This window comes from Pseudomonas agarici (assembly GCF_900109755.1).
Classification (GTDB): domain Bacteria; phylum Pseudomonadota; class Gammaproteobacteria; order Pseudomonadales; family Pseudomonadaceae; genus Aquipseudomonas; species Aquipseudomonas agarici.
Genome location: NZ_FOAR01000042.1, coordinates 1 through 16,584 on the forward strand (window position 1 = coordinate 1; position 16,584 = coordinate 16,584).

Here is a 16,584-nt window from a genome sequence, read left to right on the forward strand (position 1 = left end):
CCAACTGGTGTCGTGGGAGAAATATGTGATTTACCTCGGGCGAGTTACACAACAGCCTGGTTTTCCAGCTTCTATTGATTGGCCATCTCCACCAGATCCAGCCCCAATTCCCTGAAAGCAAATGGCCGCCGAGTGCGGTTTTTTAGTCTGGAGAAACGCATGCCGATCACAGAGCAGCAACTGCTGCAGATACTCTCCAGCGCCGGCCCTAGAGCCGGCATTTTTTTGCCTGCACTAAACGCAGCGATGGATAAATACGGAATTGCTGGCCGACTTCGCGTAGCTGCATTCATTGCACAGGTCGGGCATGAGTCGGGCCAGTTGCGCTGGTTGCGCGAAATCTGGGGGCCGACCCCAACCCAGGCTGGCTACGAGGGGCGAAAAGACCTTGGCAACACACAGCCTGGAGACGGCTCGAAATACCGTGGGCGCGGACTGATTCAAATTACCGGGCGTGCAAATTATGAGTCGTGCGGCAAAGCCCTGGGCCTTGACCTGATCGCCGCGCCGGAACTGCTGGAGCAGTCTGGGCCTGCCTGTATGTCTGCCGGTTGGTTCTGGGCGGTTCGTGGGCTCAACGCCCTTGCCGACGCCGGCCAATTCACAAAGATAACGAGCAGAATCAACGGCGGGCAGAACGGCGCCGAGGATCGGCAGGCAATGTATGAGAGAGCCATGGGGGTGCTGGCATGACGTTTTTCTGGAGAGTTGCCCCGTACCTTGCAGGCCTGCTGATCGCTGGGCTGGCTCTGTTCGGCGCCTACCGACATGGCGCCAGCGTTGCAGATTCGCAGTGGCAGGCGCGCTGGAACGAGCGCGACACGCGAGACGCTTCAGCGAAGGCTGTCAACGAAGCAAAAGAGCGAACACTTGAGCAAGCCCGACAACTCTCAATCAACAAGGCCATTCAAGATGGACAACGGAAAATCGATCAAGCAACTGCTGATGCTGCTGATGCTCGGTCTACTGCTGACAGCCTGCAGCGGGCAGTCGACGACCTCGCCGGACGTCTCAAGCGTGCGCCCGGCGGCAATTCCTGCACTGCCGCCGCAAGCCAAGCAGCTACCCGCGCAGCCCTGGTGTTTGCCGACGTGCTCAAGCGCGCTGACCAGAGAGCGGGAGACCTGGCGGGATATGCTGATCAAAGCCGGGGCCGCGGAGTGACGTGCGAGCAGGCATTTGATGCCCTTGGTAAATGACGGGGGAAAAATGGGGGAGCTATTCCCCCAAATGATGTGGAATGGTGTTGTGTTGGTCCATGTTGAAAGCCAGGCCCTCAAGGGGTCCTGGAGAGTGGCGCCCAATGTTTGTTTGACCTGAAAACGGATTCGAAATCCGTTGTACCTTCACCGGTACCTAGGGTTCGAATCCCTATCTCTCCGCCATATTGAAAAAAGCCTTATGAATCAATGATTTGCGAGGTTGTAAAAGCGGCGATTTGTAGCAGTGTTTTGTAGCAAAATTTGTAGCGAATTTTGTTTATGAGCCAAGCCTGAAAATTGCCGTTTTTTTATGTCTGTCGTTTGACCTCCCTTTGCTCGTTCTGAGCGTCTTTGGCCTTCTAGCCTGTCTACGCCGATCTGCTCATGTTCTCGTGCCTCTGGTAAGCCTCTGGGTTGTCCTCTTGCTTGATTCTGGATTGAGGTTACCAAAGGAGCGGGGCCAAAAAATCCAATGGTGAAATGTAGTGGCTATATGATTTCTTATAGCCACCAATGCGGATATCTTCGAAGCACACACACATATATACATACATGCGAAGTTTGCAATGGCAGGTAAAAAGTGCCCTGACTGTGAAGAGCAGACCTTTTTTGAAACGTCAGCTGGTCGGGAATGTACAAAGTGTCACCACACAATGACGTTGCCTGCAAACGGCGGAAAAGGTGGTCGGGGCCGTAAATGCTCAAACTGCAGTGAGCTGAAAGTCTTCAATAATGCCTGTCGTGGGTGTGGTGCAAAATACGCTTGATAGCGGGGCTGATCTGTTTTCCTGCTTCACGTTGATCGAGGTCGCCAAGCGGGTGGCGGCTCCGAATCCTCCTGATTGGGGGCCTGTGCTTTGAGTTTACATCCGTGGTAGGTAAGTGATATTTCTTCGCCACTACTGACCAAATGCAGAAAAAAGCTGTTATGGCTCGCTATGATGATGATGACGATGAAGATCAATGCTACATGTGTGAAGGCAAGGGTATAGCGTCGTGCCCACTGGAGTATGGTGGGCGTCATCCTGAAAGCTGCCCATCTTGTGGGGGCTCTCAAAAACTAGATCCTTGCCCCTCATGTGACGGCACTGGCAAGGACTAAAATTATGAGCAACGGATCAAAGCCAACTTTTAATTCTGCCTTGAATAAAATGATGGGTGATGCTTGGGTAGAAGTTAAAGGCGACTTTTCCCATGGCAGCACACTGGATAAACCGCCTCGACAGCAAAGTTGCTTGGAAAGGGGGATTTGTTTTTGGGGGTTAAATTCATCCAAAAGCTGCCTGAAACAATTGAGAAAATGAAAGAGAACCAAGCTAAGAGAGGCTAACGCTCTGGTAGTCTTGATTTATACTTAAAGCCACCTTGGTGGCCTTTTCATTTTTTGCAGAGATAATTCGTAATAAGGATATGTAATATGGTCGAGGATGAAGAAAAGCCAAATACTGAGAGTTATTATGATCTTGATGAGGCATGGAGAGAGGTGAAATCGGATTTTTCCTCGGGGTCGAGTCAAGACAAAGTAGCAGCGACAACAAAGCTTCTAGGAAAAGTACTCTTCAATACTGGACTTTATGCAGGAAGGTTAGGCATAGCAATTATTAAAAATCTGCCCGAGATTATAGAAAAAGGCCAGATCCGTCGAGAGGAAATACGGGAGCGATTCGAAGATAAAGATGACCATGAACTTCAAAGGATCGTAAAAAGTAGCTTGTCCGCGACCACGAAAGAGCAAGATATAGCAAAGTCAATTCTGCGAGAGCGGAACAGCTAAAAAATAGCTTCACGGGTATAAGCTGATCGCCGCCGTGAAGATGTTCCCGATCTGAGCATGGGGCGGGATCGAGCTGGTTATTGCGCTATCGATCAGCCTTAGCTATCAAGTCCTTCAACTCTCTGATGTCCGCACTGAATATGCAGACTGCAAATCAGGCATTGCGACTGCCGCTCATAAAGCCAGCGAGCAAGCCCGTGAAATCGGATAGCAACGCCAACTAGACATTGACCAAGTGCGCACTGATGCAGCCAATCAGAAACAGAAAGATGATGTTCTTATTCTCAGCAACGTGCTGACAATGATCGCCTACGCGACCAGACCCGAAAGCTTCCTGTCGATCGCGCCGCTCTCTATTTCCGCCTCGCCGATCTGCTCGCCGATCTGCGATCAGAAGCTGATGGATACGCGGGAGAGCTGGCGTCAGTGCTGACAGCAAGTCCTCGGGCCGGATTTGTCTGTGAGCGGTCTTAGCGTGGAAGAATTCGCCAACTCCGCCTTATTCTTCTTTTATTTAATATAAAGCCGATTTGTGTATTTATCAAACTCTTCCGGTCCGCTATTTGTAAGACTGATTGCTTTATATGTAGATATGCCAATCGGGTGTAACGAATATTGGGCTTGAAATAGTAGTCGGCGCTTTTTCGATGGCAGTTGCCCCTTATGTAATCCGAACGTGTTTTCGAGAAATGCCGTGCCTTTACCTCCTGTAAAGTACTTTATGCTATTTTCCCCAAATTCACTTGTGATCTCCTGATCAGAGTACCTACGAATTTTCCTGTAACCCATATGTCGCTGGCTTTTTGGAACAAATGCATGAGGGCCGGATTCTGTGTCAACATCTGTAAGATATATAAATAGCTTTATGAATCTCAGATCATCAACGTCGCGATGGAAGTTCTCAGCTTCTTGTGGGGTATCGTGGCCTGGGTATGACCACCAAACACTGACATTGGAAAGTGTTGCTTTTGCACCTAGCGTACTTTCAACAATGCTCAGAATCTTTTCGTTATTTGCCCACTTTAGAGCAAATGGAGACCGTAGAATGTCTTCGGTAGAAAAGGACGCGGTGTGGCAACTTGGAGGAGGGGTCGTCGGTTCAAAATAACCGGCCGCCGCATTATAACGATCCATGGTTAATTTTTTTGAGAACCAGTCCGTCATTTCCACTATTTCACTGGGGAGAACAAGATTCTCCAAAATAAGGTAACCGTTATCTTGTAAGAGTTCCACATCGTGACTATAATTTTTAGAAGATAAATTGCTCTGCGGCAATCTTCTGCAAGCAATTTTTGAAGCCAACTCTCTATGCCGTGGATTGGTCAATAAACGTTGGCTAAAAAATGCAAAATGCCTTAGTGGATACACTCGATTTATAAATTTTTTAACAATATTCTTTGACACGCCTACCGCTCCTTGGGGCATTAAAAATTTCTTGGGAATGCCTTGAGTTAATTTATGTTTTTCCAGCTGAGTGATTAGGCTACTCAAAAAATTGAAATTTATCAACGGTTGGCTGATAATCTCCCATTTATAACATTCGCCAGAAATAGAGATCGGTCTGCCAGGACCAATTTCTGTTATTTAGTCGACCTACATACCTAAAGGCATCTATCAACTGATGCCTCTGATTCCGCACATTCCCCGCACCTCACGCGCCATCGTTTAATCTGTCGTTATGACGATGCTTGGGAATTGTTGAGGGTTCCACAACACCTGGACACCTGACTCGTATCTACTTGGAAAGGTAGTCGGGGTGCGGCAATACAGGTTTGCATTGTTAGAAATGGTCTGAAATATCAACCGATTTTTGGCGCCTTCATTGCCTGAGGCTCAAAAAATTCTGAGTAGGTCGAACAGCAGGTTTATCCTGTCTTTAACTCACAGTCCTTTCCTCTGACTGGGCTGTTTCAAAGCGAACGATCCGTATTACAGTTGCACTTCCCCGGCGTTCAACAACCGTTTTCGTATCACTCACAGATTCGACAGGACAAACAGCGTGATCAGTTGGGCCGTGTTTTTCGCCAACCCGCCAGATGGAAACCGAATCGCCTGGCTCTTGATGACTGAATGTAGTATCTCCAGAAAGTTCAGGAGTTTTCTTATCAAATCCAACGGAAAGAGTTCTAGGAGCCCCAGCAAGAGGTCCGTCATATTTGAGCTTTGTATCGTTTAGTCTGATCGATTGGAATATCTGGTAGATTCGATAGCTACTTCGCCTGATATCGATATGATTGATCCTATGATTGGTTTTACGCCGAATTTTGAAGCTATTTGAGCGGATGTCATCTCATCTATACCGTTGCTGGTGACCATCTTGGGATCCTGGTTCCTAAGCGCATTAGCTTGAAGCGCTTTAAGGTATGGCATTGAAAAGCTATTTGTTGTGCCTGATGTCAGTGAGTCGCCCCAACAACTGATAACCATACTTGGGTTTTTGTGTTTAAACAGGAAAAACAGCTACTAGAGCAACGCCTGAAAAAAATATCGCGATATTTTTTATAAGTAGTGTACCGCCTCTGGTTATGCTTTTGAGAATGCCAAGAAGCCTCTCTTTTTGAGCTCTATAGTATATTGGGGCTTTTGCACAGCTTTATTGTTTGCCGATGGAGCATATTCAGGAACAGATATGATTTTTATCGTTATCGTTATTTGTCCCCGATTTCCTCCATCCCGACGCGTTTGTAAAAGCCTTGAAACTGGCGGGGATTGCATGCATAAGCTACGTCACCTGAACCTCGTCGGCCTGGAATGAAATGGCTGCGACGATTGATCATGGATCACGCCCAGTTGGTCTCTGTGAGTGATGTCTAGTGGCTTGTGTGGCTAGTTCTGTTAGTCAATTTCGGCGCTCTAAGCTTCTGACCGGCGTTGTTCCTCCTCGCCATAGCGGGTCATGACTCGTCACAGCGCCTTGGCCATGGGCTTCTTGTATCCGACCTTGAGCTAACGAATTAGCCGTACAGGCCACTAGGTATAGCTGGCCGAGGTACATATGACCGCCCGCCGACTGACGGCTTGATTTTATCCACACTCTTTTTAGCGCTGTACGAAATGGGAGGAAACCGCTCCACGCCCACTCTGGCATGGATATTTTGTAGAGTTGGCTACTATTCAAGGAAAGGAATCCTGTGATGCCAAAGCATTATGAACTTTCTGATAAGGCCTGGGATCTGGTCGCTGATCTTTTCACAGAGGGGCCTCACAGAGGTCGGCCTCGTGTCGATGATCGGCTAATGCTCGACGGTGTTCTCTGGATCCTCGGCTCCGGGGCAGCCTGGCGGGATATGCCTGAGCATTTCGGCCCCTGGTCAACGGTTTATCAACGGTTTCGAGATTGGCGCAACCGAGGAACGTTCGACAAAATGCTCAGGCGCTTACATCTCAGGCTGAATGAACAGGGTCTGATCGATTTGCAACCGTGGATGATCGATTCGACTGCCGCACGCGCAACCCGAGCTTCGTCGCGTATCGTGAGAAAAGGCGGCTTGATGACCATGCGTTTTACCGCCACCGTGGGAACTGACGACCAAGATCCATCTGCCGAGCGACGCCGATGCAGTTGCTGCTCTCAAGTGCGTGCGCTGAACCTTGCTCCGTGATGCCGGTATTCAGCGATATTTGAAGTTCGCTACTTAAAAGCCGTTGTGCAAAGTGTAATATTATATTTCTTCATGGTTTTCTAGGGTTATATGAATTTCAATCCACTCAAGAAGATTTTTGCTTGCTATTTTTCAATGAGGCTTCCGTCGAGTAATGGGTGTGAATAGCCTGATTTTCCGCTGATTTAATGAATAATACGAGCTTCCGTCAGGCTGATTTTTATTTTTGCGATTTCATGTTCGGCCTGTAATAGGGCGGCTGTTGCCTCGACTGCAAAGCGCTTTGAGTGTTGTGTGTAATTTACTGTGCACATCAATATTGGAAAGGGATTATATGTCTTTAGGATCAATCCTACATACAAAAAATAATTAACGATAGTTTGTAATTTTTGATTATTTAGTGGTTGTTTTTAAATTTAGGAGCTGATTAGAATTCTCTTGGGAAAATTTCCTACCCTGCAGTGCGCCAAGTACCACCTGTCGTTTCGGACTGCCTGGTTTTCATGATGTAACTTTTCTGCTTCGCTGGAGGATTTATGGCTTCAAGCAGCTTTCAAAATGAGGTGCCCAAGGCGCGGATCAATATTAAGCTCGATTTGCACACCGGTGGCGCGCAAAAGAAAATCGAACTACCGCTTAAGCTGATGGTGATGGGCGATTACAGCAATGGCAAGGAGCAGCGCCCGTTATCTGAAAGAAACAAAACTGAAATTAATAAAAACAATTTCGACAGTGTGCTGGCCGAGTTTTCTCCGAGCCTGAAGTTGGCAGTGGAGAACACCCTGGCCGATGGCGATGTTGACACCGCAGTCGCGCTGAATTTCCAACGTATGAAAGATTTTGAGCCTGAGCAGGTAGCGCGACAGATTCCGCAACTGCGAGTGCTGCTGGCGATGCGCAATCTGCTGCGCGACCTCAAGTCCAACCTGCTGGATAACGCCACCTTTCGCCATGAGCTGGAGCGCATCCTCAAGGACGATGCGCTGAGTGAGGAACTGCGAGCCGAACTGGCCGCTCTGGCCCCGCAAGAAGATCGTTCATTGCCGTCGGCACGTTAATAAGGAAATTTTTCATATGTCCATAGAACAATCATCCGTACCCTCGCAGCCGACCAAACCCCGCAACGCAGACAGCGGCCAGGGCATCTATAGTGCCTTGTTCGCCAAGATCAATCTCAGTCCGGTTGCGGCGTTGAATGGCATCGACGCTTTTCAACACACCGAGGCTCTCTCCGAGGTCTCTGCCGATGAACGGGTAACGGCGGCAGTCAGTGTATTCTTGGACCTGCTCAAACAGTCGTCGCATAAAGTCGAACGCCTGGACAAAACCCTGCTGGATGAACACATTGCGTTGCTGGACGGACAGATCAGCCGTCAACTCGACGCAGTCATGCATCACCCTGAGTTCCAATGTATCGAGTCGACCTGGCGCGGCGTAAAGTCGCTGATTGATCAGACTGATTTTCGCCAGAATGTGCGTATCGAACTGCTGGATATCAGCAAGGATCATCTGGTCCAAGATTTCGAAGACGCTCCCGAGATTGCCCAAAGCGGATTGTATCTACATACCTACACCCAGGAATACGACACGCCGGGTGGCGAGCCGATAGCCGCGGCTATTTCCAACTATGAATTTAACCGCAGCCCGCAGGATATTGCCCTGCTGCGCAATATTTCCAAAGTAGCGGCTGCCGCTCATATGCCATTTATTGGTTCTGTCGGACCGGCGTTCTTTGGCAAACAGTCGATGGAGGAAGTGGCCGCCATCAAAGATATCGGCAACTACTTTGATCGCGCTGAATACATTAAGTGGAAGGCGTTCCGTGGCAGCGATGATTCCCGTTACATCGGTTTGCTCATGCCTCGGGTGTTGGCTCGCCTACCTTATGGCCCGGACACCGTTCCGGTTCGCAGCTTCAACTATATCGAAAGCGTCAAGGGCCCGGATCACCAGAAATACCTGTGGACCAACGCTTCGTTCGCCTTCGCGGCCAACATGGTGAAAAGCTTCATCACCAACGGCTGGTGTGTACAGATTCGTGGGCCGCAATCGGGTGGCGCAGTCACCGAGCTGCCGATTCACCTCTACGATCTGGGCACGGGTAACCAGGTGAAGATTCCTTCCGAAGTGATGATTTCGGAGACCCGCGAATTTGAATTCGCCAACCTCGGTTTCATCCCGCTGTCGTATTACAAAAACCGCGACTATGCGTGTTTCTTCTCGGCCAACTCGGCCCAGAAACCAGGGCTGTATGACACCGCCGACGCGACCGCCAACAGCCGGATCAACGCGCGCCTGCCATACATCTTTTTGCTGTCGCGCATCGCCCATTACCTGAAGCTGATCCAGCGCGAAAACATCGGGACCACCAAGGACCGCCGTTTGCTTGAACTGGAGCTGAACAAGTGGATCGGTGGTCTGGTCACCGAAATGACCGACCCGGGCGACGACCTGCAAGCCTCCCACCCGCTACGCGATGCGAAGGTGACGGTGGAGGACATCGACGACAACCCCGGTTTCTTTCGCGTCAAGTTGTACGCCGTACCGCACTTCCAAGTGGAAGGTATGGACGTCAACTTGTCGCTGGTTTCGCAGATGCCCAAGGCAAAATCCTAAGCCGCTTCGTGGGGAAACGACGTCATGAAGATTGACCGCCCTCTATGGGCTGCGGGGGTCTTATTGTCTCCACAACAATTCCAGCAGCAAGCGCGCTGGGAGGCGTGGGCCAACGAGAGCCTGGCTCATCTGTCCCTTGTACACCCTTGGGGCGTCCTCGGTGTGGCATTCGACCTGCAGGCGTTGCGGCTGGGTAAGCTCAAGGCCACCCAACTACGAGTACGCATGCCTGACGGCACGTTGCTTGATACTGACTATGTGGACCGGTTGCCACCTGCCTTGGAGCTGGCCAGCCTGCTACCCGATGACGCCCAGACCGCCACGGTGCTGTTGGCGTTGCCGCTGGAGCAAGCCAATGGCAACAATTGTGTGTTCGAAGGCACGAGAGCCGACCGACCGACGCGTTATCGCCAGGATTGGCGGCAAGTGCAGGATATTTACGCAGACGAAATGCAATCGATGAGCGTGCTGGAGTACGCCTTGACCTTGCGTTTGGCTGACGATGAGAACGCAGATTATCTGACCTGCCCGATCCTGCGTCTGCTGCGCGACGGGCAGGGGGCTTGGAGTTTCGATCCTGATTATGTGCCGCCGTTGCTCAGTTTCGCAGCCCATCCGGGGCTGCTGAACCAACTGGATAACCTATTGACCCAATTGTCCGCCAAGCGTCAACGGCTGATGGGTATGCGCCGCGAGAGTAATCAGCGCATGGCCGACTTTGCCGTAGCCGACGTGTCGTTGTTCTGGCTGCTCAACGCGTTGAACACCTATCAACCGGTATTGGCAGATCTCAAGGCTCACCCCGCGCGGCATCCCGAACAGGTGTACCTGGAATTGATCAAGCTGGCCGGCAGCTTGCTGACCTTTTCGCTGGAACACGATATCGACAAGATTCCTGCCTATCGGCATGAACACCTGGAAAGCGTATTCCCGCCCTTGATGCGCACCCTCTCCACCTTACTGGAGGCCAGCCTGCCATCGCGGGTTATTGCCCTGATGCTGGAAGAAGTCGGGACCAACCGCTGGCAAGTCACGCTCAACGATGCCCGCCTGCGTGAGCCGGGCGGTGCCGACTTCTACCTGTCGGTGCGTTGCCGCCTGCCGGCGGCGCAGTTACTCAGCCAGTTCCCGCGCCTGTGCAAAGTGGGGACGCCGGACGATGTTGATCACTTGGTTAACGTGGCGCTTGACGGTGTTCCGTTACAGCCACTTAGCCATGTGCCGGCGGCTATTCCGCTGCGCTTGGAAAACCAGTATTTCGCCCTTGATCTTGGCCATGCCAAGGGGCAAGCGATGCTGGCTGAAGGAACCTGCGCTTTCTATGTACCGAGCACCTTGCTCGATATCAAGCTTGAACTGTTTGCGGTACTGCGCACATGAACCTGACTCCCTCGAAAAAACATCCCCTTACGGCACAGAACCTCGACGCGCTGCTGCAAGACAGCTACCTGCTGGTGGTGGAACTGCGCCAAGGTGCCTCGGTGCAAGATAGCTCGGGCCTGTGGCAACGCTGCGAGAAGCAGGTCGAACAGGTTCGACAGAGTCTCAATGAAGCCGGGGTGAACAAACGCTGCGTCGAATTGATCAGCCATGCGCAATGCGCGTTGCTGGACGAGACCGCGCTCGGCTGCGCCAAGGATGATGCCCATGCCCAGTGGGCAAGCCAGCCCTTGCAGACGCGGTTTTTCGGCAGTCACCAGGCAGGTGAGTTTTTGTATGAGGATATGCGCGAATCACTTCGCCAACCATCACCTGATGTGCTGGTGCTAACAGCATTCCAGCGGGTCTTGATGCTCGGATTTCGAGGTCGATACCACGCTGCGGACGACGCTGAACGTGAGCAGTTGCTGACGGCCTTGAATGCACGAGTGGCGCCTCTGGAGCTCAACCAGGCATTAACCACACAAGATGCTGGCCATCCAATAAACCCTCGGTACGGGGTGCGCTCACCATTGATTCATATCCTGGCGGCAGGCGGGTTGCTGGTCGGTGTCTGGTGGGGGCTGGACCATTGGCTGGGCAGTCTGATCGCCACGTTTGTGCCTGGTCAGGTGTGAGGACGTGATGACACTCAAGCTGACACGAGGCCTGTGGCTATGGGCCGGCACGCTGGCCCTGGTGCTTTTGATGATCATGCCGTTTGCGGGCTGGACACGTGCCGCGACCGCCTTGGTCGTTGTGATTGCGGTGTCCTGGGCTTGGATGCGAGCGGGGCAGCGTTTTGCCCGGTGGGGCCAGCAGTTGCTGCCAGCCGGCGATACCTCCCTGCCACCGATTGCCTACCGTCAGCCGGTGGTGTTGGTCTGTGGCGATGGTCTGAGCGGCTTGTTTGGCACGGTGGCTGCCGAGCAATTAACGCTGCGTACCACCTCGCGAGGGTGTTATGTGCGCGTGTCCACCCTTGAGCAATTATTACCGATCACCACGGGCATCCAGGCCTTGCGCCCGGATTGGCGTGGGCAACTGAGCGTAATGTTTGTCGCCAACCCGGGCGAGCACGACGACGCCTCAGAGCTGGTTGGCCAGGTGCGTGCCTTTTGCAATCAGCTCGCCCTGGCACGCAAGCGCGGCATTGCGCTACCGCTGATATTGGTGAGCTATCTGCAAGCTGCAAAAGGCCACGGGGCCTGGTTCAGCTGGGACGCCTGTCAGCCCAACCCTCTCGTGCGCGAGGCTGGTGCCTGCATCAACCTGCCCGACTGGCAGCGGCAGGCCGCCGACAGCGCCACCCACGCCACACGTTTGTGCAGTAGCGTTCAGATCAGCAGCGCGGCGACCTGGCTTAAGGAAACGATACTCCCGCACTTCGCGGCACCTGACGCCCGCTATCCAATCGCCTGTGCCTTTACTCTGGTGCCGGTTCTGCCCCAGAGGGTCGCCGGCAATCTGTGGCACCAATGGTTGCATGACAAGGTCGGCTTGAAGGATGCAGGGTCACCGCCGCCGGGGACGAACGCAGGCTTACCGTTTCCTGATCCCTTGCTGGACCTGCTGCCGCTCCACACCCGGCGCTCCCCGGCCCTGCGAGCGAGTATCCTGGCGTTGTGGTTGTTCGCGGGCGCCGCGCTCGTGGCCCTGGCTAGCTCGGCCTGGCAGAACAAGTTGCTGTTGCGCCAGGTCAGTGAAGACCTGCGGCATTACACTTCCATTGCCCCCGCCGACCGGCGTGACCAGCCCCAATTCGCCTTGCGCGAGAATGCTGTGGCAATCCTGCGCCAGGACGCCAGGCGCCTGAGTCACTACTACCGACACGGCGAGCCGCTGGCGCTGGGCCTGGGCTTGTATCGCGGCGAAGTGCTGCGGATGCCTCTGCTGGAGACCATCGCCAGCCATCGACAACCACCACTCCCCATGCCCGTGAAGATCCCCACTCCGGTGCGGCTGGACAGCCTGTCGCTGTTCGACACCGGACGCGCCGAACTCAAACCGGGCTCGACGAAGATCCTGATCAACGCCCTGGTCAACATCAAGGCCCAGCCGGGCTGGCTGATCGTCATCACCGGGCATACCGATGTCACCGGCAGCGCCGAGCAAAACCTTGCGCTGTCCCGCGCTCGGGCCGCCTCGGTGCGCGACTGGATGCGACGCATGGGCGATATCCCCGAAGGTTGTTTTGCTGTGCAGGGCGTAGGTGCCAACCAGCCGGTAGCCAGCAATGACACCCAGGCTGGGCGTGCGGCCAACCGTCGCGTCGATATCCGTCTGGTACCGGAAGTGGGGGCCTGCGCGCTGCCCACTGCGGTGCTGGATAGACACCCCCTGTCGCATCAAGCGGCATTCAAATTTTGAGAGAAAGGAGCTTCACATGGCAATTCCCATCTACCTCTGGTTGCAAGATGACGGCGGCGCTCAAATCAAAGGGTCGGTAGACGTTCAAAAACGCGAAGGCAGCATCGAGGTGATCGCCCAGGACCACAGCCTGTACCTCCCCGCCGATGACAACACCGGCAAGCTGACCGGTGCTCGAGTTCATACCCCGTTCCAGTTTTCCAAGGAGATCGATGCCTCCAGTCCTTACCTGTACAAGGCGGTGACCACCGGCCAGACCCTCAAGAGCGCCGAATTCAAGTGGTACCGCATCGATGACGCCGGCCAGGAAGTCGAGTACTTCATCACCAAGCTGGAGAACGTCAAGATCGTAAAAGTCGCGCCAAAAATGCATGACGTCAAAGACCCGACCAAGGAAAAGCACAACCACTTGGAGCAGGTTGAGCTGCGCTACGAGAAAGTCACCTGGACCTACAAGGACGGCAACATCATTCACTCCGATTCCTGGAGCGAACGCCAGAGTGCCTGATGCGAGAGGACGGGCAGGCGGATTTTCGCCTGCCGGTTCGCGGTGTGCAGGGTTGAGCGTCCGTTCGCGGGCGCTCAGCCAAATACAGCGAACTGCCTGTGTCGACACATCGAAAATAAAGAACAAGGATGCACCCCATGGCCCAGAGTTCCACCCGTCTGCTGCGTCGTCTCAACCCCTATTGCGCTCAGGCACTGAGCGCGGCGGCCTCCTTGTGCCAGAGCCGCGCCCACGGACTGATCAGTATTGAGCACTGGTTGCTCAAGTTGCTGGAACAGGGTGAGGGCGACCTGACCCTTATCGCCCGGCGCTACGAATGGGACACGGATGCGATCTGGCGTGGCCTGCTCGATCACCTCGACACCTTGCCGCGCAGTGTGCAGGACAAGCCGCAGCTATGCGCCAAGCTGCAACAACTGATCAAGAGCGCTTGGTTGCAGGCATCCCTGGACGGCGATAACGACACCCTGCGCTCGGCCCACCTGCTCGGCGCGCTGCTGGAGACGCCCGGCTTGCTCGCCTGTGAAGCCGCCTGGCCGCTGTTCAGTATCAGCGATAGCCAGCTGCAGCGTTTGTTTGTGCTGCTCGACCAGCACTCCGAAGAGCGCCCACAAGTACAGCGAGAAGCCGCGCTGGAGCGTACCGGGGTGTCAGTTTCATCCGGCACCGATACGTCGGGCGCGTTGCAAGTCATCTTGGATAAATTTACCCAGGACCTCACCGCCAAAGCCAGGGCAGGGCAGATCGACCCGGTGTTTGGTCGTGACGATGAAATCAGGCAAGTCATCGATATCCTCAGCCGGCGACGCAAGAACAACCCGATCCTGGTGGGTGAGCCTGGAGTGGGCAAGACCGCTCTGGTTGAAGGTTTGGCATTGCGCATCGCCGAGGGCAATGCCCCCGACAATCTCAAACCGGTCAGCGTGCTCACCCTGGATTTGGGCCTGTTACAAGCTGGCGCCGGAGTCAAAGGCGAATTCGAACAACGCCTGCAAAACGTCATCAAGGCGGTGCAGCAATCGCCTTACCCGGTGCTGTTGTTTATCGACGAAGCCCACACCCTGATCGGCGCCGGTAACCAGGCCGGCGGCGCGGACGCCGCCAACTTGCTCAAGCCCGCCCTCGCACGCGGCGAGTTGCGCACCATCGCTGCGACTACCTGGAGCGAATACAAGCAGTATTTTGAGCGCGATGCCGCCCTGGAGCGCCGTTTCCAGATGGTCAGGGTCGACGAGCCGGACGACGCCAACGCCAGCCTGATGCTGCGCGGCCTCAAGGCGCGTTATGCCCGTCACCACGGCGTGCATATTCAGGACGCGGCGGTACAAGCTGCGGTCAGCCTCTCGCGGCGCTACCTGAGCGGTCGCCAACTGCCGGACAAAGCCGTCGACCTGCTCGACACCGCCAGCGCACGGGTGCGTATGAGCCTGGACTGCGAACCCCAGGTTCTGGTCCGCCTCAAGGCCCGGCAAGGCGCCCTGAAGTTGGAGCGCCAAGCCCTGGAAGAAGACCTGCAACTGGGCGGCTGCCCTGCCAGCGAGCGTCTGGCGATAATCGCCGCGCAATCTGCCGACTTGCACCGTCAGCAACTTGAGTTCGAGGTGCAATACCGCCACGAACTCGACCTCACTCAACAATTGCTCGACGCCCGCCAGGCCGAACCCCAACGGATGGACGCTTGCCTGCAACTGCAACAACGACTGAGCAACGCCCAGGGCAACCAGCCATTGCTGTCCCTTGACGTCAATGCGCGTAGCGTGGCCGAAGTGATCGCCGACTGGACAGGGATACCCCTGGGCAGTCTGCTCAAGGACGAACAAGCCAACCTGCTGGAGTTGGAGCAACAATTGGCCGAACAGGTGATCGGCCAGAACCCTGCCCTCGGTGCCCTGGCCCAACGTTTGCGCGCGGCCAAGACCGGCCTGACGGATGAAAAAGCGCCACTGGGCGTGTTCCTGCTGGTAGGCACCAGTGGCGTCGGCAAGACCGAAACCGCGCGGGCCCTGGCCGACAGGCTGTTCGGTGGCGAAAAATCGCTGATCACCATCAACCTCTCGCAATACCAGGAAGCTCATACCGTCAGCCAACTCAAGGGCTCGCCGCCGGGCTACGTCGGTTATGGCCAGGGCGGCGTGCTCACCGAAGCCGTGCGCCAACGACCCTACAGCGTGGTGCTGCTCGACGAAGTAGAAAAAGCGCACCGCGACGTCCTCAACCTGTTTTACCAAGTCTTCGACCACGGCTGCATGCGCGATGGCGAAGGGCGGGAAATCGACTTTCGCAACACCGTCATTCTCATGACTTCCAACCTGGGTAGCGATGAACTGCAAGGCTGCTTGCAAGAGTTCCCCGACACGCCGGACAGCACCCTGCACGCATTGCTGCTTCCCATCCTGCGGGAACACTTTCAGCCGGCCTTGCTGGCCCGCTTCCAGACGTTGATTTATCGCCCACTACAAGCCGACGCCCTCAAACGCATCGTCGCAATCAAGCTCGCCCAGGTTGCCAGGCGCTTGCAGCGTCACTACGGGCTGGACTGCCAGATCGACGCTGCCCTCAACGAGGCCCTGGTTGCCGCCTGCCTGCAGCCCGACACCGGAGCGCGCAACATCGACAGCTTGCTCAACCAGCAGATCCTGCCGGTGCTCAGCCGGCAATTACTACAACGCCAGGCTGCCCAGCAGAAAACCCTCGGCGTAACCCTCGGCTACAGCGATGAGGAAGGCATTGTCCTGAACTTCATCGATGCCCTGGATGCCTGAACATGCTCAACCCACCGCGCCCGATCTTCGACCATAGCCGGCACAAACTCAGCGTTTACGGGGTTGACGCCTTGCTCGACGTCCTCACCTTTCAGGGCACCGAGGGCCTGAGCCAACCGTTCAACTACTGCGTGGAATTCACCTGCACCGACTGCGATATCGACGTCGAAAAAATGCTCGGCCGCAGCGCCACTTTCAGCCTGCATAGCGCGCCGCGTAAGTGGCCGTACCTGGGCCTGAGCGTACCGCCGGTCAAGCCGTTACGCACCTTGCACGGGGTGATCACCGGCTTCAAGCGCCTGTCCGGCTCCGTCGATGAAGCCCGCTACGA

Annotated in this window: 14 protein-coding genes, 1 tRNA gene and 2 pseudogenes; 16 read left to right on the forward strand and 1 reads right to left on the reverse strand. The window is 54.7% G+C overall.

Translation table 11 applies throughout. The annotated features are described in order from the left end of the window. The first annotated feature begins 7 nt into the window (after positions 1–7). The 7 genes from BMX68_RS26680 to BMX68_RS24110 all read left to right on the forward strand — a co-directional run bounded on the left by BMX68_RS26680 (position 8) and on the right by BMX68_RS24110 (position 3,409). On the forward strand, positions 8–115 hold the full coding sequence (locus BMX68_RS26680) for a phage tail assembly chaperone (RefSeq protein WP_369678877.1): 108 nt from the start codon (positions 8–10) through the stop codon (positions 113–115). 44 nt (positions 116–159) lie between these two features. After that, positions 160–693 carry a glycoside hydrolase family 19 protein gene (locus BMX68_RS24095; protein ID WP_074862732.1) on the forward strand — a complete coding sequence of 178 codons (534 nt, stop codon included), beginning with the start codon at positions 160–162 and terminating at the stop codon, positions 691–693. Next, on the forward strand, positions 690–1,199 hold the full coding sequence (locus BMX68_RS24100; RefSeq protein WP_017133241.1) for a DUF2514 family protein: 510 nt from the start codon (positions 690–692) through the stop codon (positions 1,197–1,199). The genes BMX68_RS24095 and BMX68_RS24100 overlap by 4 nt, the downstream gene beginning before the upstream one ends. A gap of 89 nt (positions 1,200–1,288) precedes the next feature. Beyond that, positions 1,289–1,385 (forward strand) — tRNA-OTHER (locus BMX68_RS26060). Positions 1,386–2,308: 923 nt separating this feature from the next. Next, positions 2,309–2,506, forward strand: coding sequence for a hypothetical protein (locus tag BMX68_RS25735; protein WP_143063356.1), 198 nt, complete (start codon positions 2,309–2,311; stop codon positions 2,504–2,506). 113 nt (positions 2,507–2,619) lie between these two features. Then, positions 2,620–2,976: a hypothetical protein gene (locus BMX68_RS24105; RefSeq protein ID WP_017133240.1), complete on the forward strand. Its 357-nt coding sequence runs from the start codon at positions 2,620–2,622 to the stop codon at positions 2,974–2,976. Between the two features lie 235 nt (positions 2,977–3,211). Continuing rightward, positions 3,212–3,409, forward strand: a complete 198-nt coding sequence (locus tag BMX68_RS24110) for a hypothetical protein (protein ID WP_017133239.1) — start codon at positions 3,212–3,214, stop codon at positions 3,407–3,409. Between the two features lie 77 nt (positions 3,410–3,486). Here BMX68_RS24110 and BMX68_RS24115 read toward each other — a convergent pair whose 3' ends face one another. After that, positions 3,487–4,380, reverse strand: a complete 894-nt coding sequence (locus BMX68_RS24115) for a phytanoyl-CoA dioxygenase family protein (protein WP_176987665.1) — start codon at positions 4,378–4,380, stop codon at positions 3,487–3,489. A gap of 1,730 nt (positions 4,381–6,110) precedes the next feature. Here BMX68_RS24115 and BMX68_RS24125 point away from each other — a divergent pair. From BMX68_RS24125 to BMX68_RS24165, 9 genes and pseudogenes are all read left to right on the forward strand, one after another. Then, positions 6,111–6,540 (forward strand): annotated as a pseudogene (locus BMX68_RS24125) (IS5 family transposase); the annotation flags it as partial. Between the two features lie 574 nt (positions 6,541–7,114). After that, positions 7,115–7,636 carry a type VI secretion system contractile sheath small subunit gene (gene tssB, locus BMX68_RS24130; RefSeq protein ID WP_017133236.1) on the forward strand — a complete coding sequence of 174 codons (522 nt, stop codon included), beginning with the start codon at positions 7,115–7,117 and terminating at the stop codon, positions 7,634–7,636. Between the two features lie 16 nt (positions 7,637–7,652). After that, complete coding sequence (tssC, locus tag BMX68_RS24135) at positions 7,653–9,194, forward strand: type VI secretion system contractile sheath large subunit (RefSeq protein ID WP_074862739.1); 1,542 nt, start codon at positions 7,653–7,655, stop codon at positions 9,192–9,194. A gap of 24 nt (positions 9,195–9,218) precedes the next feature. Next, entirely contained in the window at positions 9,219–10,574 is a 1,356-nt protein-coding gene (gene tssK / locus BMX68_RS24140; RefSeq protein WP_017133235.1) for a type VI secretion system baseplate subunit TssK, read from the forward strand. Further along, positions 10,571–11,251, forward strand: a complete 681-nt coding sequence (gene tssL, locus BMX68_RS24145) for a type VI secretion system protein TssL, short form (protein ID WP_017133234.1) — start codon at positions 10,571–10,573, stop codon at positions 11,249–11,251. Before tssK ends, tssL begins: the two co-directional genes overlap by 4 nt. A 7-nt stretch (positions 11,252–11,258) precedes the next feature. Continuing rightward, positions 11,259–12,983 (forward strand): OmpA family protein, encoded by a 1,725-nt coding sequence (locus BMX68_RS24150; protein WP_074862744.1) that lies wholly within the window; start codon positions 11,259–11,261, stop codon positions 12,981–12,983. A gap of 16 nt (positions 12,984–12,999) precedes the next feature. Beyond that, positions 13,000–13,491 (forward strand): Hcp family type VI secretion system effector, encoded by a 492-nt coding sequence (locus BMX68_RS24155; RefSeq protein ID WP_017133233.1) that lies wholly within the window; start codon positions 13,000–13,002, stop codon positions 13,489–13,491. A gap of 137 nt (positions 13,492–13,628) precedes the next feature. Further along, complete coding sequence (gene tssH / locus BMX68_RS24160) at positions 13,629–16,253, forward strand: type VI secretion system ATPase TssH (RefSeq protein WP_017133232.1); 2,625 nt, start codon at positions 13,629–13,631, stop codon at positions 16,251–16,253. 2 nt (positions 16,254–16,255) lie between these two features. Continuing rightward, positions 16,256–16,584 (forward strand): annotated as a pseudogene (locus BMX68_RS24165) (contractile injection system protein, VgrG/Pvc8 family); the annotation flags it as partial.

Bases quoted from the DNA above. Each gene is read 5' to 3' on its own strand.
- BMX68_RS24095 (WP_074862732.1), top strand. From the start codon at position 160: ATGCCGATCACAGAGCAGCAACTGCTGCAGATACTCTCCAGCGCCGGC.
- BMX68_RS24100 (WP_017133241.1), top strand. From the start codon at position 690: ATGACGTTTTTCTGGAGAGTTGCCCCGTACCTTGCAGGCCTGCTGATC.
- BMX68_RS25735 (WP_143063356.1), top strand. From the start codon at position 2,309: ATGAGCAACGGATCAAAGCCAACTTTTAATTCTGCCTTGAATAAAATG.
- BMX68_RS24105 (WP_017133240.1), top strand. From the start codon at position 2,620: ATGGTCGAGGATGAAGAAAAGCCAAATACTGAGAGTTATTATGATCTT.
- tssB (WP_017133236.1), top strand. From the start codon at position 7,115: ATGGCTTCAAGCAGCTTTCAAAATGAGGTGCCCAAGGCGCGGATCAAT.
- tssC (WP_074862739.1), top strand. From the start codon at position 7,653: ATGTCCATAGAACAATCATCCGTACCCTCGCAGCCGACCAAACCCCGC.
- tssK (WP_017133235.1), top strand. From the start codon at position 9,219: ATGAAGATTGACCGCCCTCTATGGGCTGCGGGGGTCTTATTGTCTCCA.
- tssL (WP_017133234.1), top strand. From the start codon at position 10,571: ATGAACCTGACTCCCTCGAAAAAACATCCCCTTACGGCACAGAACCTC.
- BMX68_RS24150 (WP_074862744.1), top strand. From the start codon at position 11,259: ATGACACTCAAGCTGACACGAGGCCTGTGGCTATGGGCCGGCACGCTG.
- BMX68_RS24155 (WP_017133233.1), top strand. From the start codon at position 13,000: ATGGCAATTCCCATCTACCTCTGGTTGCAAGATGACGGCGGCGCTCAA.
- tssH (WP_017133232.1), top strand. From the start codon at position 13,629: ATGGCCCAGAGTTCCACCCGTCTGCTGCGTCGTCTCAACCCCTATTGC.